Here is an 18,592-nt window from a genome sequence, read left to right on the forward strand (position 1 = left end):
GCCAGGAGAATCGGCCATGCCTGCATCGGCCAATGAAGTGGTGCTTGCCGCCAGCGGCCTGGGCAAGACCTACGCCCAGCCCGTGCTCGGCGAGGTCAGCCTGAGCCTGCGCGCCGGCGAAGTGCTGGCCCTGACCGGCGAGAACGGCGCGGGCAAGAGTACGTTGTCCAAGCTCATCAGCGGCCTGGAGGTGCCCACCACCGGGCACATGACCTACCGTGGCCAGGCCTACGCGCCCGGCAGCCGCAGCGAGGCCGAACGCCTTGGTGTGCGCATGGTCATGCAGGAACTGAACCTGCTGCCGACGCTGACCGTCGCGGAAAACCTGTTTCTCGACAACCTGCCCAGCCGTTTCGGCTGGATCAGCCACAAGCGCCTGCGCCAGCTGGCAACGGCCGCCATGGCTCGGGTCGGGCTCGACGCCATCGACCCGGACACCCCTGTCGGTGAACTGGGCATCGGCCATCAGCAAATGGTCGAAATTGCCCGCAACCTGATCGGTGACTGCCATGTGCTGATCCTGGACGAACCCACTGCCATGCTCACTGCGCGCGAGGTGGCGTTGCTGTTCACCCAGATCGAGCGCCTGCGCGCGCGCGGCGTGGCCATCGTCTATATCTCGCATCGCCTGGAAGAGTTGCAGCGGGTGGCCCAACGCATCGTTGTGCTGCGCGATGGCAAGCTGGTGTGCGACGAGCCGATCCAGCGCTACAGCAGCGCCGAGCTGGTCAACCTGATGGTCGGCCGCGAGCTGGGCGAGCATATCGACCTGGGCCGACGGCAGATGGGTGCACCGCTGCTCAAGGTCGACAAGTTGTGCCGCGGCGACAAGGTGCGCGAGGTGTCGTTCGAAGTCAGGGCAGGGGAGATTTTTGGCATTTCCGGCCTGATCGGCGCCGGCCGTACCGAGCTGTTGCGCCTGATCTACGGTGCCGATCGCGCCGACAGCGGCGGTATCGCGCTCGGCCAACCGCCGCAGGCGGTAAACATCGACTCGCCCAAGGCTGCAGTGCGGGCCGGTATCGCGCTGATAACCGAAGACCGCAAAGGCGAGGGCCTGCTGTTGACGCAGTCGATCAGCGCCAACATTGCGTTGGGCAACCTGGGCGCGGTATCGCGCGCCGGTGTGCTCGATAGCGAAGCGGAAAAGGCCTTGGCCGAACGCCAGATCCAGGCCATGCGCATTCGCAGTGCCGGCGCGCAGCAGGTGGTGGGTGAGCTGTCTGGCGGTAACCAGCAAAAAGTGGTGATCGGCCGCTGGCTGGAGCGCGATTGCCAGGTGCTGCTGTTCGACGAGCCCACGCGTGGCATCGATGTGGGCGCCAAGTTCGACATTTATGGCCTGCTGGCCGAGCTGGCGCGCCAAGGCAAGGCCTTGGTGGTGGTGTCCAGTGACCTGCGCGAACTGATGCTGATTTGCGACCGCATCGCCGTGCTGTCCGCCGGCCGCCTGATCGACACCTTCGCGCGTGATCATTGGAGCCAGGACCAGTTGCTTGCCGCCGCCTTCGCCGGTTATCAGAAACGTGACGCGCTGCTGCATGATGCAGCCCCCAGGATGGATGCATGAAAACCACCCCGCTCAACAACCAGGAAGCCGCCCCCGTGCGCCGCAGCGGTACCTACTTTGGCCTGGGCACCTACCTGGGCCTGGCTGGCGCCTTGCTGGCGATGATCGTGCTGTTCTCGTTCCTCAGCAGCCACTTCTGGTCGTATGGCACCTTCAGCACGCTGGCCAACCAGATCCCGGACCTGATGGTGCTGGCGGTGGGCATGACCTTCGTGTTGATCATCGGCGGCATCGACCTGTCGGTGGGCTCGGTGCTGGCGCTGGCCGCCTCGACGGTGAGCGTGGCGATACTCGGCTGGGGCTGGGGCGTGCTGCCCTCGGCGCTGCTGGGCATGGCTGTGGCCGCATTGGCCGGCAGCATTACCGGTGGCGTCACCGTGGCCTGGCGCATCCCGTCGTTCATCGTCTCGCTTGGTGTGCTGGAGATGGCCCGTGGCCTGGCCTACCAGTTCACCGACTCGCGCACCGCCTATATCGGCGACGCCTATGCCTGGTTCTCCAACCCGGTCGCCTTTGGTGTTTCGCCAGCGTTTATCATCGCCTTGCTGGTGATCGTGCTCGCCCAGTTGGTACTGACGCGCACGGTGTTCGGCCGTTACCTGATCGGTATCGGCACCAACGAAGAGGCCGTGCGCCTGGCCGGTATCGATCCGCGCCCTTACAAAGTGCTGGTGTTCGCCCTGATGGGCCTGCTCGCCGGCCTGGCCGCACTGTTCCAGATCTCGCGGCTGGAAGCCGCCGACCCCAACGCCGGGTCTGGCCTGGAGTTGCAGGTCATTGCCGCCGTCGTGATCGGCGGTACCAGCCTGATGGGCGGGCGTGGCTCGGTCATCAGCACCTTCTTTGGCGTACTGATCATTTCCGTATTGGCCGCCGGGCTGGCGCAGATCGGCGCCAGCGAGCCGACCAAACGCATCATCACCGGGGCGGTGATCGTCATCGCCGTTGTGCTCGACACTTACCGTAGCCGGCGCGCAGGCCGGCGGAACTGACACCATGGCAACCATCAAAGACGTCGCGGCACTGGCGGGTATTTCGTACACCACCGTGTCCCATGTACTCAACAAGACCCGTCCGGTCAGCGAGCAGGTGCGGCTGAAAGTGGAAGCCGCCATCATCGAACTGGATTACGTGCCCAGTGCGGTGGCGCGCTCGCTGAAGGCGCGCAGTACGGCCACCATCGGCCTGTTGGTGCCCAACAGCGTCAACCCTTACTTTGCCGAGCTGGCGCGGGGTATCGAAGACGCCTGCGAGCGCAACGGCTATTGCGTGATCCTGTGCAACTCCGACGACAACCCGCAGAAGCAGCGCAGCTACCTGCGCGTGCTGCTGGAAAAACGTATCGACGGCCTGGTAGTGGCCTCGGTGGGCCAGGACGACGACCTGCTGCAAAGCCTGGCCGGTGTGCGCACGCCAATGGTCATCGTCGACCGTGAGCTGGAAGGCGTCGATGCCGACCTGGTGCGCATTGACCACGAGCAGGGGGCGTACCTGGCCACCCGGCACCTGCTGGAGCTGGGCCATCGCGACGTCGCCTATATCGGCGGCCCCGCCGAAACCGGTGTTACCCAGCTGCGCCTGAGCGGCTTCCGCCGTGCCATGGCCGAAGCCGGTGCGCCTGTGCTGGGCAGCCGTGTACTGCACTGCGACTTCACCAGCCCGGGTGGCCATGCAGCGGCGGCGCAGGTGCTGGAAGGCAAGCGGCCCTCGGCGATTTTTGCCGGCAACGACATGATCGGCTTTGGTGTGCTGCGCGCTGCCGCCGAACGCAATATCAGCGTACCCGGCGAGCTGTCGGTGATCGGCTTCGACGACATCGAACTGAGCCGCTACGTGTACCCACCACTGACCACCGTGGGCCAGTCGATCCGCGAGCTGGGCGAGAGCGCTGCCTCGTTGCTGCTGACGCGTATCGCTACGCCCCGGCAAGGCGCGGCGGAGCAGCGTATCGTCGCCCCGCGTATCGTCTTGCGTGAATCCACCGGGCCGCGCCCGGACCTGTTCAATGAATACCGCTAACGCTAAGGAAACGTCATGAATGCCAAGGTTGTGGTGGTCGGCAGCCTCAACATGGACCTGGTGGTCCGCGCCCAGCGCCTGCCCCGGGCCGGCGAAACACTCCCCGGCGATAGCTTTTTCACGGTGCCGGGCGGCAAGGGTGCCAACCAGGCGGTGGCGGTAGCGCGGCTGGGGGGCAGCGTGGCGATGATCGGCAATGTGGGGGATGATGATTACGGTCGGCAACTGCACCGGGCCTTGTATGTCGAGGGTATCGACTGTCAGGGTGTCAGCACCTGCCCGGGCACGTCCAGCGGTGTGGCGCTGATCACGGTGGATGCTGCCAGCCAGAACTGTATTGTCATCATTCCCGGCGCCAACGGCCTGCTGACGTCGCAGTCGGTGCTGCGTTTCGATGCACTGCTGCAGGCCGCCGAGGTGGTCATCTGCCAGCTGGAAGTGCCCACTGACACTGTGGCGTGCACACTGGCCAGGGCGCGTGAGCTGGGCAAGCAGGTCATCCTGAATCCAGCACCCGCTACCGGCCCCTTGCCAGCGGACTGGTTTGCGCATATCGATTACCTTACCCCTAACGAAAGCGAGGCCGAAGCCTTGACCGGTGTGGCGGTGACCGACCAGGACAGTGCCCGGCGCGCAGGTGAGCGCTTGCTGCAGCTGGGGGCAGGCAAAGTGATCATCACCTTGGGTGCGCAAGGTGCCTTGCTGGTTACTGCCCAAGGCCATCAGCACTATCCGGCGCCGCGCGTGCAACCGCTGGACACCACCGCTGCCGGCGATACCTTCATTGGTGGCTTTGCTGCCGCCCTGGTGCGTGGGCTGAAGGAGGGCGAGGCGATCGCCTTTGGTCAGCGTGCCGCGGCATTGTCGGTTACCCGTGCCGGTGCCCAGCCGTCGATTCCCTACCTGGCGGAGCTGACGCCATGAAGAAAACCCCGCTGCTGAACGTTGCCCTGTCGCGAGTCATCGCCGGCATGGGGCATGGCGATATCCTGGTGATCGGCGATGCCGGGCTGCCGGTGCCGCCGGGTGTCGAGCTGATCGACCTGGCCATTACGCCTGGCCTGCCGGACTTCGCCAGTGTGCTGCGGGTGGTGCTGAGCGAATTGCAGGTTGAGCGCCACGTGCTGGCCGAGGAAATGCAGAAAGTGGTGCCACCCGCGCTGGTCGAAATCGAGCGACTGAAGGGCAAGCTGGGCAAGCGCGAATGGCTGACCCATGAGGATTTCAAAGTGCTGTCGCGCAGTGCCCGTGCGGTGGTGCGTACAGGCGAGTGCCAGCCCTACAGCAACATCGCCCTCATCTCCGGCGTCACCTTCTAGCCGCTTCCACAAAGGACGCCGGGCTGTGTAAACGCATGATTCATAGGCAACAGGAGTGCCATCCATGCTCAAGTCCCTGCTACAAGGAGTCGTCTTCATGGCCACAGCCTCCACCCTCCAGGCCGCACCCATCGACCTGATCATCGACACCGATCCCGGCGCGGACGACGTGGTCGCGCTGTTTCTGGCCATGGCTTCGCCCAACGAACTCAATATCCGCGCCATCACCACCGTGGCCGGCAACGTGCGCCTGGACAAGACCTCGCGCAATGCCCGCCTGGCCTGCGAATGGGCGGGGCGTGAAGACATCCCGGTGTACGCCGGTGCCGGCCGCCCATTGGTGCGCACGCCGATCTACGCCGCCGACGTTCATGGCGAAGAAGGCCTCACCGGTGTACCGGTGCACGAGCCGAAAGCGCCTCTGGCCCAGGGCAATGCCGTGCAATACCTGGTCGATACCCTCAGCGCAGCCAAACCGCACAGCATCACTGTCGCCATGCTCGGCCCGCAGACCAACCTGGCCCTGGCGCTGATCCAGCGCCCGAGCATCGTCAACGGCATCAAAGAGGTGGTGGTCATGGGGGGAGCCCATTTCAACGGCGGCAACATCACCCCGGTGGCGGAGTTCAACCTCTATGCCGACCCGCACGCCGCCGAAGTGGTGCTGGCCAGCGGCGTACAGCTGACCTACCTGCCGCTGGACGTCACGCACAAGCTGCTGACCAGTAACGCCCGCCTGAAGCAACTGGCAGCCGTGAACAACCAGGCCAGCAAGCGCGTGGTGGATATCCTCAATGCCTACATCACCCACGATATGGACGTGTATGGCATACCTGGCGGCCCTGTGCACGACGCCAGCGTCATCGCCTACCTGTTAAAGCCCGAGCTGTTCAGTGGCCGGCGTATCCACATGAGCATCGACAGCCGCGAAGGGGCCACTTTCGGCCAGACAGTTGCAGACTGGTACGGTGTGCTCAAGCGGCCGGCGAATGTGCTGTGGGTGGAGCAGGGTGATGCCCAGGGGCTGTTCAACCTGCTCAGTGACCGTCTGGCGCGATTGGAATAGCCGCGTGCGGCGCGTAACGCTCGAATACCTGGTCGATGAAGCTGCGTGCCGCCTCGGCACCGTTGTCGCGCACCAACAGGTCGATGGCGATCAACAGTAACTCTTCCGGTGTGCCAGGGCTGTACGCGCTCTGGCCCTCGGCCCATTTGACCTTGATATCGGCATCGATGCTGTGGGTGCTCATGAAAAGCTCTCGCTGGGGGCCCGGAACGAAGGGGGAACACCTGACCCTGGTGTTCGATGGAGGCGGGATGCGCTCCACTTCTTGCAGCAAATCATGGCTTTGCGCCGGTGACCGTGCGGGCTAAGCATATGGCAAATACAGCACGTTGTGCAAAATCCGGTCACGATTGCTTTTCGCCTCGCCGCTGCAGTTCAGGCAGACTTGACCGGTTTTGCAACAAATGATGAGCGGAGCTGTCGGATCAGGCAGTTCCCGGACCGATTTAGGAGGCTTCATGTTCCGTACCCGTGCTTACCTGGCAACTCTGGCTGTGGCTGCTGTCCTGGCGGGTTGCAGCACTGGTGGCAATGCTGATGGTGGTGCCGCGCCAGCGGGCAACGATGGCCGCTGCGAAGCCAGTGGTGCCGACTTTGCCCTGGGCAAGCAGGCCAGCGCCGAATTGCTGGAGCAGGCACGCAAGGCCAGCGGCTCGCAGATGGCGCGCATTCTCAAGCCGCACGACGTGGTCACCCTGGAGTACCGCTCCGAGCGCTTGAACCTGAACGTGGACGAGCAGGGTAGGGTAACCCGCGTCAACTGCGGTTGATGCACGCGGGGGCAACTGCCTTGCGCAAAATGTGAAAAGCCTGCGCGGTCGCCTTGTAGGAGCGGGTTCACCCGCGAACACGGGCAAAGCCCGTGCCATTCACCCTACAGTCGGTTTCGCAGGCAATCCCGCCCCACTCAGATGATGCATCACCCATAAAAAAACCCGCCACAAGGGCGGGTTTTTTTACAGCTATCCGAATTACTCCGGACGAACCTGTGCAGCCTGCATGCCCTTCTGGCCGCGCTCGGCGACGAAGGAAACAGTCTGGCCTTCTTTCAGGCTCTTGAAGCCGTCAGATTCGATGGCTTTGAAGTGTACGAACAGGTCGTCGCCGCCGCCTGCTGGGGTGATGAAGCCGTAGCCTTTCTCATCATTGAACCATTTGACGGTGCCTTGTTGGCGATTGGACATGGGTGAATCTCCAGAACATTTAGTTTTTTCAGTGGTGCAATGCGGCCGAGGCTACGGAGCACGGGATACATCATAGTCTAATTCTGCGCATCTAGCGCCTTTTACCTTCGCAGGATATTGATCCAGCTCAAAGAATGGCTGGTCATCACCGGCTTTAAGGTTTCAGCTCTTCGGTGCGCAGGCCTGTCTCACCACCGACTGCGCCTTCTGCATCAGCTTGGCGTCAACGCCGTCCTTGCTGTCGAGGTCGGCAATCTCGGCGTCGGTGAAGTTCTTTTTGATGGCTTGCGCGCCGCAGTCGCAGTGTTTTTTCGCGGTGGCAGCGTCAACGCCCTGGCCGCTGGCCACTTGCGTGCACTGGGTCATGTAGGCGGCCTCCTTCCCGGCTGGGAAGTTGCCGGCGTTCGCAGCCACGGGCAGCAGCAGGGCGCCAGCGGCCGCCAGGGCCAGAAGAGACGGAACTCGCATCACCAGTTACTCCTTGGGTTAAGGTCTCATCAAGAGTAGGTTGCTTCCCAAAGTCTGAGCGGTATTTTTCCGCGTTAGTTCACCGTTGTGGTGCAATTTCCAAATATTTCTGCCTGGGGTGCAACCCGCGTGCTAGCATGCTCGGCTTGCAGTCGCGCTGTTGCCGGTTGCAGCTATCTTTTTTCTTTCCAGTCACTCTGGTTCGTCCCTGACAAGCCGAAAGGCTTCTGCCACTGTGGGGCAGGCTTCCTTTTACCGGAAGGCAGGTCGGATCTTGTACTGGCTCATCCCAACCCACGTGACCTTTGGTAGGGGTCACCACTAGGAGAGGAGGCGCCATGCCCGTTATTACTCTTCCCGATGGCAGTCAACGTTCGTTCGATCACGCCGTATCCGTAGCTGAAGTAGCCGCTTCCATCGGCGCTGGCCTGGCCAAGGCCACTGTGGCCGGCAAGGTCGACGGCAAGCTGGTCGATGCGTGTGACCTGATCAGCAACGACGCCACCCTGCAGATCATCACCCCTAAAGATGAAGAGGGACTGGAGATCATCCGTCACTCGTGCGCCCACCTGGTTGGCCACGCCGTGAAGCAGCTGTACCCGACCGCCAAGATGGTGATCGGCCCGGTCATTGACGAAGGCTTCTATTACGACATCGCCTACGAGCGCCCCTTCACCCCAGAAGACATGGCCGCCATCGAAAAGCGCATGATGGAGCTGATCGAAAAAGACTACGACGTGGTCAAGAAAATGACCCCGCGCGCCGAAGTCATCGATGTGTTCAAGGCCCGTGGCGAAGACTACAAGCTGCGTCTGGTCGAAGACATGCCGGATGAACAGGCCATGGGCCTGTACTACCACGAAGAATACGTCGACATGTGCCGTGGCCCGCACGTGCCGAACACCCGCTTCCTCAAGGCATTCAAGCTGACCAAGCTGTCCGGCGCCTACTGGCGCGGCGATGCCAAGAACGAGCAGCTGCAGCGCGTGTACGGCACGGCCTGGGCTGACAAGAAGCAGCTGGCTGCGTACATCCAGCGCATCGAAGAAGCCGAAAAACGCGACCACCGCAAGATCGGCAAGCAGCTCGACCTGTTCCACCTGCAGGAAGAAGCCCCGGGCATGGTGTTCTGGCACGCCAACGGCTGGACCGTCTACCAGGTACTCGAGCAGTACATGCGTGGCGTGCAGCGCGAAAACGGCTACCAGGAAATCAAGACCCCGCAGGTTGTCGACCGCATCCTGTGGGAACGTTCCGGCCACTGGTCCAACTATGCCGAAAACATGTTCACCACTTCGTCGGAAAGCCGTGACTACGCGGTAAAACCGATGAACTGCCCGTGCCACGTGCAGGTGTTCAACCAGGGCCTGAAAAGCTACCGCGACCTGCCGCTGCGTCTGGCCGAGTTCGGTGCCTGCCACCGTAACGAGCCGTCGGGCGCACTGCATGGCATCATGCGCGTGCGTGGCTTCGTACAGGACGATGCGCACATTTTCTGCACCGAAGAACAGGTGAAGAAAGAAGCCGCCGACTTCATCAAGCTGACCCTGGACGTGTACAAGGACTTCGGTTTCAGCGACATCGCCATGAAACTGTCCACTCGTCCGGCCAAGCGTGTCGGTTCCGAAGAGTTGTGGGACCGTGCTGAAACAGCACTGGCCGACGCCCTGAACGAATCCGGCCTTGAGTGGGAATACCAGCCGGGCGAGGGTGCCTTCTACGGTCCGAAAATCGAGTTTACCCTGCGCGACTGCCTCGGCCGTAACTGGCAGTGCGGTACCCTGCAGTACGACCCGAACCTGCCAGAGCGTCTGGATGCCAGCTATATCGCCGAAGATAACAGCCGAGTTCGCCCGGTCATGCTGCACCGCGCCATCCTCGGTTCGTTCGAGCGCTTCATCGGCATGCTGATCGAGCACTATGCTGGCGTGTTCCCGGCGTGGCTGGCCCCAACCCAGGCGGTGATCATGAATATCACCGACAAGCAGGCCGATTTCGCCCTCGAGGTTGAGAAATCTCTGAATGGAAGCGGTTTCCGTGCCAAGTCGGACTTGAGAAATGAGAAGATCGGCTTTAAAATCCGCGAGCATACTTTGCTCAAGGTCCCGTACCTTTTGGTTATAGGGGACCGCGAAGTCGAAACGCAAACCGTCGCTGTGCGTACTCGCGAAGGCGCAGACCTGGGCTCCATGCCCGTCGCCCAATTCGTTGAGCTGCTGACACAAGCGGTTTCCCGGCGTGGTCGCCAAGAATCGGAGTAATGACTATTAAGCGTGAAATGAGAAACGATAAGCGTGCTGTACCGAAGGCCCCGATCAACGAGAATATCTCGGCCCGCGAGGTTCGGTTAATTGGCGCAGACGGCGAGCAGGTTGGCATCGTCTCGATTGATGAAGCGCTGCGTATCGCTGATGAAGCGAAGCTGGACCTGGTAGAAATCTCTGCAGACGCGGTACCCCCCGTCTGCAAGGTCATGGACTACGGCAAGCACCTCTTCGAGAAGAAGAAGCAGGCTAACGAAGCCAAGAAAAACCAGAAGCAGATCCAGATCAAAGAAATCAAGTTTCGTCCAGGGACGGAGGATGGGGATTACCAGGTAAAACTACGCAACCTGGTACGTTTCCTTACCGATGGGGACAAGGCCAAGATCTCTCTGAGATTCCGTGGTCGTGAGATGGCCCACCAGGAGCTGGGCATGGAGCTGTTGAAGCGGGTCGAAGCCGACCTCGCCGAATACGGCACCGTTGAGCAGCATCCGAAGATGGAAGGACGCCAGCTTATGATGGTCATCGCCCCCAAGAAAAAGAAGTAATCTCCCGGGCACGGCAGGCCTGATGATTATGTGTAATTTTATCGAATGCGGAGTTCCAACATGCCAAAAATGAAAACCAAGAGCGGTGCTGCGAAGCGCTTCCTGAAGACAGCTTCGGGCTTCAAGCACAAGCACGCTTTCAAGAGCCACATCCTGACCAAAATGTCGACCAAGCGTAAGCGTCAACTGCGCGGTGCCAGCTTGCTGCACCCGTCCGACGTCGCAAAAGTCGAGCGCATGCTGCGCGTTCGTTAATTCTGGTTAAGATAGAGGAAGTTACTCATGGCTCGTGTTAAGCGCGGCGTTATCGCTCGTAAGCGTCACAAAAAAATTCTGAAACTGGCTAAAGGTTACTACGGTGCACGTTCGCGCGTATTCCGTGTAGCCAAGCAAGCGGTCATCAAGGCAGGCCAATACGCCTACCGCGACCGTCGCCAGAAGAAGCGTCAGTTCCGCGCACTGTGGATCGCTCGTATCAACGCCGGTGCCCGCACCAACGGTCTGTCCTACAGCCGTCTGATTGCTGGCCTGAAAAAGGCTTCGATCGAAATCGACCGTAAGGTTCTGGCTGATCTGGCAGTGAACGAAAAAGCGGCGTTTGCTGCGATTGTCGAGAAAGCTAAAGCCGTTCTGGCTTAAGTACCCGCGACAATCACCCGGCGGTGCTAGCGCTGCCGGGCATTGAACGTCATCGATAGGGGAAGAGCCTTCAAAGCTCTTCCCCTATTTTCGTATCTGGAGTCTGTACATGGAAAACCTGGATGCGCTGGTCTCCCAAGCCCTAGAGGCCGTGGAACGCGCTGAAGACATCAACGCCCTGGAACAGATCCGGGTTAATTATCTCGGCAAGAAGGGCGAACTGACCCAGGTGATGAAGACCCTGGGCAACCTGCCAGCCGAAGAGCGGCCGAAAGTCGGCGCGCTGATCAACGACGCCAAAGAGCGCGTCACCGTTGTGCTCAATGCCCGCAAGGCTGCCTTTGAAGAAGCCGAGCTCAGCGCTCGCCTGGCTGCCGAATGCATTGACGTCACCCTGCCAGGCCGCGGCCAGGCCACCGGTGGCCTGCACCCGATCACCCGTACACTCGAGCGCATCGAGCAGTTCTTCACCCACATTGGCTACGGCATTGCCGAAGGCCCAGAGGTGGAAGACGACTACCACAACTTCGAAGCGCTCAACATCCCTGGCCACCACCCGGCGCGGGCGATGCACGACACCTTCTACTTCAATGCCAACATGCTGCTGCGCACCCACACCTCGCCGGTGCAGGTGCGGACCATGGAGTCCACCCAGCCGCCCATCCGCATTGTGTGCCCGGGCCGCGTATACCGCTGCGACTCGGATATCACCCACTCGCCGATGTTCCACCAGGTCGAAGGCCTGCTGATCGATCGCGATATCAACTTCGCCGACCTCAAGGGCACCATCGAAGAATTCCTGCGCGTATTCTTCGAGAAAGAACTGGCGGTCCGTTTCCGCCCATCGTTCTTCCCCTTCACCGAGCCGTCTGCAGAAGTCGACATCCAGTGCGTGATGTGTTCCGGCAACGGCTGCCGCGTGTGCAAGCAAACCGGCTGGCTGGAAGTGATGGGCTGCGGCATGGTGCACCCGAATGTGTTGCGCATGTCCGGCATCGACCCAGAAGAGTTCCAGGGCTTTGCCTTCGGCATGGGTGCCGAGCGCCTGGCCATGCTGCGCTATGGCGTCAACGATTTGCGTCTGTTCTTCGACAACGACCTGCGGTTCCTAGCCCAATTCCGCTAGGCCCAATCGACGCAACTTTCAGGAGAACAGCATGAAATTCAGTGAACAGTGGCTGCGCGGTTGGGTCAACCCGCAAGTCTCCCGTGACGAACTGGTCGCCCGCCTGTCCATGGCCGGCCTCGAAGTTGACAGCGTTACCCCCGCTGCCGGCCAGTTCAGCGGCATCGTCGTGGGCGAAATTCTCGCCACCGAACAACACCCGGACGCCGACAAGCTGCGCGTGTGCCAGGTAAGCAGCGGTCAGGAAACCTTCCAGGTTGTGTGCGGCGCCCCTAACGCCCGCCCAGGCATCAAGATCCCGTTCGCCATGATCGGTGCCGAACTGCCAGGCGACTTCAAGATCAAGAAGGCCAAGCTGCGCGGTGTCGAGTCCTTCGGCATGCTGTGCTCGGCTGCCGAACTGCAGATCAGCGAAGAAAACGACGGCCTGCTGGAACTGGCTGCCGACGCTCCGGTTGGCGAAGACATTCGCACGTACCTGAGCCTGGATGATGCCAGCATCGAAATCGGCCTGACCCCGAACCGCGGCGACTGCCTGTCCATCGCCGGCCTGGCACGCGACGTCAGCGCCCTGTACGACACCCCGGTCACCCGCCCGGTGGTGCCAGCCGTAGCGGCCGCCCATGACGAAGTGCGCCCGGTCGAAGTCAGCGCCCCGGCTGCCTGCCCGCGCTACCTGGGCCGCGTTATCCGTAACGTCGACCTGAGCAAGCCAACCCCACTGTGGATGGTCGAGCGCCTGCGCCGCAGCGACGTTCGCAGCATCGACGCCGCCGTCGACATCACCAACTACGTGATGCTCGAACTCGGCCAGCCGATGCACGCCTTCGACCTGGCGGAAATCAACGGCGGCATCCGCGTGCGCATGGCCGAAGAGGGCGAAAAGCTCGTCCTGCTCGACGGCCAGGAAGTGGCCCTGCGTGCTGACACCCTGGTCATCGCCGACCACACCCGCGCCTTGGCCATCGCCGGCGTCATGGGGGGCGAGCACAGCGGTGTGAACACCGAAAAAACCCGCGACCTGTTCCTGGAAAGCGCCTTCTTCGAGCCGATTTCCGTCGCCGGTAAAGCCCGTTCCTACGGCCTGCACACCGATGCCTCGCACCGCTACGAGCGCGGCGTCGACTCGCAACTGGCCCGCGAAGCCATGGAGCGCGCCACGCAGTTGCTGCTGGACATCGTTGGCGGCGAAGCCGGCCCTGTGGTCGAAGCGGTCAGCGAACAGCACCTGCCACAAGTAGCCCCGGTCACCCTGCGCGCCGAACGCATCACCCAGATGCTTGGCATGGAAATGGACCCAGCCCAGGTCGAGCAGTTGCTCAACGCCCTCGAGCTGACCACGACCAAGAGCGGGGAAGGGCAGTGGACCGTCAGCGTACCAAGCCACCGCTTCGACATCAGCCTGGAAGTGGACCTGATCGAAGAGCTGGCCCGCCTGTACGGCTACAACAACCTGCCGGTTCGTTACCCGCAAGCCCGCCTGGCCCCACAGGGCAAGCCGGAAACCCGCGGTGACCTGCCGACCCTGCGCCGCCTGCTGGTTGCCCGCGGCTACCAGGAAGCCATCACCTACAGCTTCATCGACCCGAAACTGTTCGAACTGTTCAGCCCGGGCGTAGAGCCGCTGCTGCTGGCCAACCCCATCTCCAGCGACATGGCCGCCATGCGCGCCTCGCTGTGGCCGGGCCTGGTCAAGGCACTGCAGCACAACCTGAACCGCCAGCAAGACCGCGTGCGCCTGTTCGAAAGCGGCCTGCGCTTTGTCGGCCAACTGGGTGACCTGCAGCAGCAGCCAATGATTGCCGGCGTCATCACCGGCAGCCGCCTGCCAGAAGGCTGGGCCAACGGCCGCGACGGCGTCGACTTCTTCGACGTCAAAGCCGACGTGGAAGCCCTGCTGGGCTACTCCGGCGCCCTGAGCGACTTCACCTTCAGCGCCGGCAAACACCCAGCCCTGCACCCAGGCCAGACTGCTGCCATCGAGCGTGACGGCAAACTGGTCGGCTACCTCGGCGCCATCCACCCAGAGCTGGCCAAGGCCCTGGGCCTGGACCGCCCGGTGTTCCTGTTCGAGCTGGTGCTGGGCGACGTGGTCGAAGGCCGCCTGCCGAAATTCAGCGAACTGTCCAAGTTCCCGGAAACCCGTCGTGACCTGGCTTTGATCGCAGGACGTGATGTGGCTTCTAGCGCGGTGCTTGAATTAATTCGTGACAATGCAGGCGAATGGCTCACAGACCTCAGGCTGTTTGATGTGTACCAAGGTAAAGGCATTGATCCTGATAGAAAAAGCCTTGCCGTCGGCTTGACCTGGCAGCATCCATCGCGCACTCTTAACGACGATGAGGTGAACACTACCCTGCAAAACATCCTCACCTCGCTCGAACAAAGGTTGAACACCACGTTAAGGAAATAACGGCATGGGTGCTCTGACGAAAGCTGAGATGGCCGAAAGGCTGTACGAGGAGCTGGGGCTTAACAAGCGTGAGGCCAAGGAGCTGGTCGAGCTGTTTTTCGAAGAAATTCGGCACGCACTTGAAGAGAACGAGCAGGTCAAGCTGTCCGGTTTCGGCAACTTCGACCTTCGCGACAAACGCCAGCGGCCGGGCCGTAACCCCAAGACAGGGGAAGAAATCCCGATCACTGCACGGCGCGTCGTCACCTTTCGTCCAGGGCAGAAGTTGAAGGCCCGGGTTGAGGCCTATGCTGGAACCAAGCCATAACGACGAACTGCCCCCCATACCGGGCAAACGCTACTTCACCATTGGTGAAGTGAGCGAGTTGTGTGCCGTAAAACCACACGTGCTGCGGTATTGGGAGCAGGAGTTCGACCAGCTGAACCCTGTGAAGCGGCGGGGGAACCGGCGGTATTACCAGCGCCAGGATGTGCTGATGATCCGCCAGATTCGTGCGCTGCTGTATGATCAGGGGTTCACCATTGGCGGGGCGCGGTTGAGGCTCTCCAGTGATGAGGCTAAAGATGAATCCAGCCAGTACAAGCAGCTGATTCGGCAGATGATTGTTGAGTTGGAGGATGTGTTGGTGGTTTTGAAGAAGTAAACCGGGTTTCTGATGAATGGAAATTTTTTTGAGAAAAAGCTTTCATTTATCAGAGGGTTAGGGTACATTCTTCAACGTTCTCGGCAAGATTGAGAACATGCTTCAAAGCCCAGTCGGGGCGTAGCGCAGCCCGGTAGCGCACTTGCATGGGGTGCAAGGGGTCGAGTGTTCGAATCACTCCGTCCCGACCATATATTTCAATGACTTAGGCCATTTCCGAAAGGGATGGCCTTTTTCATGTGCGTGACTTTTGCGTGACGTCTCAGGATTTTACGCCTGCCTCCTCTTCAAAATTGTCAGCACCGGCCCACGCGAGTCCGTCGCTGAAACTTTGTTTGCCGCCTTTATCAACACTCCCTCACCGAAGCGGCATCAGTGAATCTCGTGGCTCGCCGGGACCCGCTGAGTTTCAGCGCCCCCTCAATGCCGAAGCTCAGGGCGCTAACTCAATTCGTTTCATGAAGCGCACGATTGCGGCTTTCGAACATCGAACGTTCGCTTAGCGAGCGCCTGTCCAGATGAGGTGCTCTCGTATAGGGGAGTATCGCTCCATGTTACCGAGTCTTAACGTCCTCAGGATAACGCTGGCACATAGACAACCTGGTCACGCCCCCCATGTTTGGCCGCATAGAGACCGCCGTCAGCGCGCTTTATTGCATCATCAATCTGCTCACCCTGGGTGAGCAGGGTGCATCCAATGCTCATGGTCATCTTCCGAGGGCCGCCGGGCATCAAAAACGGCGCGCTGCCGATTGACTGACGCAAGCGCTCCGCAATCTGCGTTAATTCTTGGCTATCTTTAACCCGTAGCAAGGCCACGAACTCCTCTCCTCCCTGGCGTACCAGCAGGTCATCTGGCCGAAGCGTAGCCCGCAGTCGGCGGGCGCACTCGCAGAGCACTTTATCGCCGGCATCGTGGCCATGCTCGTCATTGACGGATTTGAAACGGTCGAGGTCTGCGTATACGGCACCTAGCTGTAAACCTCGCTCCTCAGCCAAACGAAGCTCTCGGTTCTGAAATGCTGCCAACGCCCCGCGGTTCCATAGTTGTGTCAAAGGATCAAGCAAAGCCCTGCGCTGCCCGCGATCCATTTCAACACGCAGAGCGCGAGTGACCTGCGCTAGGCTCCGCAGTTGCAAATAACCCTCGGTGAGCGTGGCTAAGTCCCGAAAATGAGCCTGTTGTGCCTCGCTGAGCTTCCGCGGCCGAGGATCGAACATGCACAGGGTGCCAATGGCTTTGCCATTTGAGGCACGTAACGGGTGGCCCGCATAGAACCGGATATAGGGTGGGTTCAGCACGAGGGGATTGTCCTCGAAGCGTGAATCGCACCTGGCGTCGGAAACCATCAAGGTATCTTCACCGAGAATCGCGTAGCCGCAAAAGGACACATTGCGCTTCGTCTCGCTTACCTCGATGCCGATTCGAGCCTTGAACCACTGCCGATCCTGATCGATTAGGCTGATCAGAACGGTCTCCACCTGGGCTAGTTCTTGGGTGAGTCGTACCAAGGTATCAAGATAATGCTCGGCCGGCGTATCGACCAAGTCCATGTCATCAAGTGTGCGCTGACGAAGTGCTTCATCAGCGGGTAGGGGACAAGCTGGCATGTCTGTTACTCCACTCCTTGGTTCGTTTTTTCACAAACGCGGATAGAAAAATCTCAAGCATCTTGGCCAATGCCGCACACGCTCGGCGCCTTCAGGCCAGCCGAAGTAGAGAGCATAGCAAACCGGTTGGCTCTATCCCGGATCCTCCAGTGGGTCATACCTGTGGCGTTGATCGGCGCGGCTCGGTCGGTCGCCGAAGACCTCGACAAACTTCTCAGACCTACAGACGGCTTGAACAAACGGTTGAGGTTGTCGCCCCTGCCTGCCTTATTGGAAATCCGGTATTGACCTCGAGTTAAGTCAAGGTTTTAGAGTGGCGTCCGGACGCTCTCGCTGCTTTCGGAAACGAACTCACAAAGGACCCGGAATGGACACTCCGACTTCACTGCTGATTTTCCAGATCACCTGCTGCATTGGCTTGAGCCTGTGGCTGAGTATCAGCCTGATCAACAACCTGCAGGCCTTTGCCAGCTCAGCCGGGGCGATCGGGGAGACCATGTCGATGGCGCCGCTGACCCAACCTCCCGGAATCAGCCTCCCTTTGCTGGTGCGAGCGATGACCTCTCACGCCATCCATCGCTTGGCCTTGTCGATCATCGTGCTGACACAGGCAGCCGCCGTTCTCGCGGCTTGGGTTGGCTGCTATGAACTGCTGCTTGGCGCCGGCTTGGAGGTGGCGCGGCCCTGGTTGAACCTGGCCTTGAGCGCAACGCTCGGGTTCCTGTTCGCGATGCTGCTGGGCGGGATATGGTTCGGCTACTGGATCCGCCAGGAAGGGTTGCAACTGACCCATCTGCTGTTGATGGTCTGGATCCTGCTGCACTTCGTCGTACTGAATGTCCGCTGGAGTTGAGCGGCCTAGGGAAGCTTGGAGCATTTCAGTTAAAAGGAGCAACAGATGAAGATGATGATCGTAGGCGCCGGAAGAGGGTTGGGCCGGGCTTTGCTCGAAGGGCTCGGCAAGCCAGGGGACACGCTGATCGGCGTATCACGCAAACAGCCGTCAGACTTGGCCCTTGCCCCGGGCATCGATCTGCAGTGGGTCGATGCCGACCTTGCCAAGCCAACGGCGGCTGTGGCACAGATCGCGGATCGGGCACCTGCCGATCTGGATGTCCTGATCTACAACGTTGGCATCTGGGAAGAACACGCCTTCAGCGAGCACTATGCCTTCCTTGACGACAGCGACGAATCGATCACCAGCCTGGTCGAGGTGAATATCACAGCCACGCTGCTTTTGCTCAAGCGCCTGGTGCCCAAGTTGCTTGGTGCGCCCCGGCCGCAGTTGATCCTCACCGGTTCGACCTCAGCTCTTCGCCAGAGTGGGCGCCCGGAGGTAGCGTTCGGCGCCTCAAAGTTCGCCCTCAACGGCATGGCTGATGCGCTGCGCGAAGGTTTCAGGGATGACAACCTGGCGGTGACCGTGCTTCAACTGGGTTATCTGAATACCGACGACTCCCTGAACACGCCATTGGCGCAAGCCGCAGCACGTGGCGAGCGGCGCCAGGTACCGGTGCATGATGTGGTCACTATGGTCGACGCGCTGTTGCGCTTGTCCGGGGCTTCGTTTGTACGGGAGCTGATCTTGCCGGCTATCGGTGATGAGCGCTTCTGACGCCAAAGCTGCCATCAGCCCTCAAGTTTAGTGGCTGTGCTGCCGTCGACACTCGCCCGGTGTCATCCCTCTTGGATACTGCTCTACCGCAATCAGAAGACGATCC

The 18,592-nt window shown here is 60.9% G+C and carries 21 protein-coding genes and 1 tRNA gene; 18 read left to right on the forward strand and 4 right to left on the reverse strand.

Annotation, left to right across the window (positions count from 1 at the left end):
• Window positions 1–16 precede the first annotated feature (16 nt).
• The 6 genes from AA098_RS11095 to AA098_RS11120 all read left to right on the forward strand — a co-directional run bounded on the left by AA098_RS11095 (window position 17) and on the right by AA098_RS11120 (window position 5,974).
• A complete protein-coding gene (locus AA098_RS11095) occupies window positions 17–1,570 on the forward strand; it encodes a sugar ABC transporter ATP-binding protein (RefSeq protein ID WP_003250637.1) in 1,554 nt (517 codons plus the stop codon).
• Window positions 1,567–2,562 (forward strand): ABC transporter permease, encoded by a 996-nt coding sequence (locus AA098_RS11100; protein WP_003250639.1) that lies wholly within the window; start codon window positions 1,567–1,569, stop codon window positions 2,560–2,562. The genes AA098_RS11095 and AA098_RS11100 overlap by 4 nt, the downstream gene beginning before the upstream one ends.
• Window positions 2,563–2,566: 4 nt before the next feature.
• A complete protein-coding gene (locus AA098_RS11105) occupies window positions 2,567–3,589 on the forward strand; it encodes a LacI family DNA-binding transcriptional regulator (RefSeq protein WP_004574326.1) in 1,023 nt (340 codons plus the stop codon).
• Window positions 3,590–3,604: 15 nt separating this feature from the next.
• Window positions 3,605–4,513 (forward strand): ribokinase, encoded by a 909-nt coding sequence (gene rbsK, locus AA098_RS11110; RefSeq protein WP_064614219.1) that lies wholly within the window; start codon window positions 3,605–3,607, stop codon window positions 4,511–4,513.
• On the forward strand, window positions 4,510–4,908 hold the full coding sequence (rbsD, locus tag AA098_RS11115; RefSeq protein WP_003250646.1) for a D-ribose pyranase: 399 nt from the start codon (window positions 4,510–4,512) through the stop codon (window positions 4,906–4,908). The genes rbsK and rbsD overlap by 4 nt, the downstream gene beginning before the upstream one ends.
• Before the next feature lie 64 nt (window positions 4,909–4,972).
• Window positions 4,973–5,974: a nucleoside hydrolase gene (locus AA098_RS11120; RefSeq protein ID WP_033726383.1), complete on the forward strand. Its 1,002-nt coding sequence runs from the start codon at window positions 4,973–4,975 to the stop codon at window positions 5,972–5,974.
• Here the strand turns inward: AA098_RS11120 and AA098_RS11125 are convergent.
• Window positions 5,946–6,158, reverse strand: coding sequence for a hypothetical protein (locus AA098_RS11125; protein WP_003250649.1), 213 nt, complete (start codon window positions 6,156–6,158; stop codon window positions 5,946–5,948). The genes AA098_RS11120 and AA098_RS11125 overlap by 29 nt on opposite strands.
• 274 nt (window positions 6,159–6,432) lie before the next feature.
• On the opposite strand from AA098_RS11125, the gene AA098_RS11130 reads away from it, so the two are divergent.
• On the forward strand, window positions 6,433–6,744 hold the full coding sequence (locus AA098_RS11130) for an I78 family peptidase inhibitor (RefSeq protein WP_003250651.1): 312 nt from the start codon (window positions 6,433–6,435) through the stop codon (window positions 6,742–6,744).
• A 201-nt stretch (window positions 6,745–6,945) separates the two neighbouring features.
• Here the strand turns inward: AA098_RS11130 and AA098_RS11135 are convergent, their stop codons facing one another.
• Together AA098_RS11135 and AA098_RS11140 are read right to left on the reverse strand one after the other, a co-directional pair.
• The gene (locus tag AA098_RS11135) at window positions 6,946–7,158 is read right to left on the reverse strand and encodes a cold-shock protein (RefSeq protein ID WP_003250656.1); all 213 of its coding nucleotides are present in this window, start codon (window positions 7,156–7,158) and stop codon (window positions 6,946–6,948) included.
• A 162-nt stretch (window positions 7,159–7,320) separates the two neighbouring features.
• Window positions 7,321–7,626: a hypothetical protein gene (locus AA098_RS11140; RefSeq protein WP_003250658.1), complete on the reverse strand. Its 306-nt coding sequence runs from the start codon at window positions 7,624–7,626 to the stop codon at window positions 7,321–7,323.
• Between the two features lie 338 nt (window positions 7,627–7,964).
• On the opposite strand from AA098_RS11140, the gene thrS reads away from it, so the two are divergent.
• The 9 genes from thrS (at window position 7,965) to AA098_RS11185 (ending at window position 15,451) form a co-directional block, all read left to right on the forward strand.
• Window positions 7,965–9,887, forward strand: a complete 1,923-nt coding sequence (gene thrS, locus AA098_RS11145; protein WP_004574324.1) for a threonine--tRNA ligase — start codon at window positions 7,965–7,967, stop codon at window positions 9,885–9,887.
• The gene (gene infC / locus AA098_RS11150) at window positions 9,887–10,438 is read left to right on the forward strand and encodes a translation initiation factor IF-3 (protein ID WP_012052879.1); all 552 of its coding nucleotides are present in this window, start codon (window positions 9,887–9,889) and stop codon (window positions 10,436–10,438) included. The genes thrS and infC overlap by 1 nt, the downstream gene beginning before the upstream one ends.
• A 60-nt stretch (window positions 10,439–10,498) precedes the next feature.
• A complete protein-coding gene (gene rpmI, locus AA098_RS11155; protein ID WP_003250667.1) occupies window positions 10,499–10,693 on the forward strand; it encodes a 50S ribosomal protein L35 in 195 nt (64 codons plus the stop codon).
• A 27-nt stretch (window positions 10,694–10,720) separates the two neighbouring features.
• Window positions 10,721–11,077 (forward strand): 50S ribosomal protein L20, encoded by a 357-nt coding sequence (gene rplT / locus AA098_RS11160; RefSeq protein WP_003250671.1) that lies wholly within the window; start codon window positions 10,721–10,723, stop codon window positions 11,075–11,077.
• Between the two features lie 109 nt (window positions 11,078–11,186).
• A complete protein-coding gene (gene pheS, locus AA098_RS11165; RefSeq protein ID WP_003250674.1) occupies window positions 11,187–12,203 on the forward strand; it encodes a phenylalanine--tRNA ligase subunit alpha in 1,017 nt (338 codons plus the stop codon).
• A gap of 31 nt (window positions 12,204–12,234) precedes the next feature.
• Window positions 12,235–14,616, forward strand: coding sequence for a phenylalanine--tRNA ligase subunit beta (gene pheT, locus AA098_RS11170; protein WP_004574323.1), 2,382 nt, complete (start codon window positions 12,235–12,237; stop codon window positions 14,614–14,616).
• A gap of 4 nt (window positions 14,617–14,620) precedes the next feature.
• On the forward strand, window positions 14,621–14,923 hold the full coding sequence (gene ihfA, locus AA098_RS11175; RefSeq protein WP_003250679.1) for an integration host factor subunit alpha: 303 nt from the start codon (window positions 14,621–14,623) through the stop codon (window positions 14,921–14,923).
• Window positions 14,904–15,260, forward strand: coding sequence for a MerR family transcriptional regulator (locus AA098_RS11180; protein WP_003250681.1), 357 nt, complete (start codon window positions 14,904–14,906; stop codon window positions 15,258–15,260). The genes ihfA and AA098_RS11180 overlap by 20 nt, the downstream gene beginning before the upstream one ends.
• Window positions 15,261–15,374: 114 nt before the next feature.
• Window positions 15,375–15,451: transfer RNA gene (locus AA098_RS11185), tRNA-Pro, on the forward strand.
• A gap of 382 nt (window positions 15,452–15,833) precedes the next feature.
• Here the strand turns inward: AA098_RS11185 and AA098_RS11190 are convergent.
• Complete coding sequence (locus AA098_RS11190) at window positions 15,834–16,871, reverse strand: sensor domain-containing diguanylate cyclase (protein ID WP_064614220.1); 1,038 nt, start codon at window positions 16,869–16,871, stop codon at window positions 15,834–15,836.
• 367 nt (window positions 16,872–17,238) lie between these two features.
• Here AA098_RS11190 and AA098_RS11200 point away from each other — a divergent pair, with 367 nt between their 5' ends.
• Together AA098_RS11200 and AA098_RS11205 are read left to right on the forward strand one after the other, a co-directional pair.
• The gene (locus AA098_RS11200; RefSeq protein WP_003250687.1) at window positions 17,239–17,724 is read left to right on the forward strand and encodes a DUF2165 domain-containing protein; all 486 of its coding nucleotides are present in this window, start codon (window positions 17,239–17,241) and stop codon (window positions 17,722–17,724) included.
• A gap of 45 nt (window positions 17,725–17,769) precedes the next feature.
• The gene (locus AA098_RS11205) at window positions 17,770–18,486 is read left to right on the forward strand and encodes an SDR family oxidoreductase (protein ID WP_003250689.1); all 717 of its coding nucleotides are present in this window, start codon (window positions 17,770–17,772) and stop codon (window positions 18,484–18,486) included.
• Window positions 18,487–18,592 lie beyond the last annotated feature (106 nt).

Origin of the sequence: Pseudomonas sp. JY-Q (assembly GCF_001655295.1) — a bacterium.
In the GTDB taxonomy this organism is placed as follows: domain Bacteria; phylum Pseudomonadota; class Gammaproteobacteria; order Pseudomonadales; family Pseudomonadaceae; genus Aquipseudomonas; species Aquipseudomonas alloputida.

What these genes read in the sequence shown, in the direction of transcription:
- thrS (WP_004574324.1), top strand. Translation starts at nt 7,965, where the DNA reads ATGCCCGTTATTACTCTTCCCGATGGCAGTCAACGTTCGTTCGATCAC.
- AA098_RS11180 (WP_003250681.1), top strand. Translation starts at nt 14,904, where the DNA reads ATGCTGGAACCAAGCCATAACGACGAACTGCCCCCCATACCGGGCAAA.
- AA098_RS11135 (WP_003250656.1), bottom strand. Translation starts at nt 7,158, where the DNA reads ATGTCCAATCGCCAACAAGGCACCGTCAAATGGTTCAATGATGAGAAA.
- AA098_RS11095 (WP_003250637.1), top strand. Translation starts at nt 17, where the DNA reads ATGCCTGCATCGGCCAATGAAGTGGTGCTTGCCGCCAGCGGCCTGGGC.
- AA098_RS11140 (WP_003250658.1), bottom strand. Translation starts at nt 7,626, where the DNA reads ATGCGAGTTCCGTCTCTTCTGGCCCTGGCGGCCGCTGGCGCCCTGCTG.
- rplT (WP_003250671.1), top strand. Translation starts at nt 10,721, where the DNA reads ATGGCTCGTGTTAAGCGCGGCGTTATCGCTCGTAAGCGTCACAAAAAA.
- AA098_RS11130 (WP_003250651.1), top strand. Translation starts at nt 6,433, where the DNA reads ATGTTCCGTACCCGTGCTTACCTGGCAACTCTGGCTGTGGCTGCTGTC.
- AA098_RS11125 (WP_003250649.1), bottom strand. Translation starts at nt 6,158, where the DNA reads ATGAGCACCCACAGCATCGATGCCGATATCAAGGTCAAATGGGCCGAG.
- AA098_RS11105 (WP_004574326.1), top strand. Translation starts at nt 2,567, where the DNA reads ATGGCAACCATCAAAGACGTCGCGGCACTGGCGGGTATTTCGTACACC.
- pheT (WP_004574323.1), top strand. Translation starts at nt 12,235, where the DNA reads ATGAAATTCAGTGAACAGTGGCTGCGCGGTTGGGTCAACCCGCAAGTC.
- ihfA (WP_003250679.1), top strand. Translation starts at nt 14,621, where the DNA reads ATGGGTGCTCTGACGAAAGCTGAGATGGCCGAAAGGCTGTACGAGGAG.
- rbsD (WP_003250646.1), top strand. Translation starts at nt 4,510, where the DNA reads ATGAAGAAAACCCCGCTGCTGAACGTTGCCCTGTCGCGAGTCATCGCC.
- AA098_RS11100 (WP_003250639.1), top strand. Translation starts at nt 1,567, where the DNA reads ATGAAAACCACCCCGCTCAACAACCAGGAAGCCGCCCCCGTGCGCCGC.
- AA098_RS11200 (WP_003250687.1), top strand. Translation starts at nt 17,239, where the DNA reads ATGGACACTCCGACTTCACTGCTGATTTTCCAGATCACCTGCTGCATT.
- pheS (WP_003250674.1), top strand. Translation starts at nt 11,187, where the DNA reads ATGGAAAACCTGGATGCGCTGGTCTCCCAAGCCCTAGAGGCCGTGGAA.
- rpmI (WP_003250667.1), top strand. Translation starts at nt 10,499, where the DNA reads ATGCCAAAAATGAAAACCAAGAGCGGTGCTGCGAAGCGCTTCCTGAAG.
- infC (WP_012052879.1), top strand. Translation starts at nt 9,887, where the DNA reads ATGACTATTAAGCGTGAAATGAGAAACGATAAGCGTGCTGTACCGAAG.
- rbsK (WP_064614219.1), top strand. Translation starts at nt 3,605, where the DNA reads ATGAATGCCAAGGTTGTGGTGGTCGGCAGCCTCAACATGGACCTGGTG.
- AA098_RS11190 (WP_064614220.1), bottom strand. Translation starts at nt 16,871, where the DNA reads ATGCCAGCTTGTCCCCTACCCGCTGATGAAGCACTTCGTCAGCGCACA.
- AA098_RS11205 (WP_003250689.1), top strand. Translation starts at nt 17,770, where the DNA reads ATGAAGATGATGATCGTAGGCGCCGGAAGAGGGTTGGGCCGGGCTTTG.
- AA098_RS11120 (WP_033726383.1), top strand. Translation starts at nt 4,973, where the DNA reads ATGCTCAAGTCCCTGCTACAAGGAGTCGTCTTCATGGCCACAGCCTCC.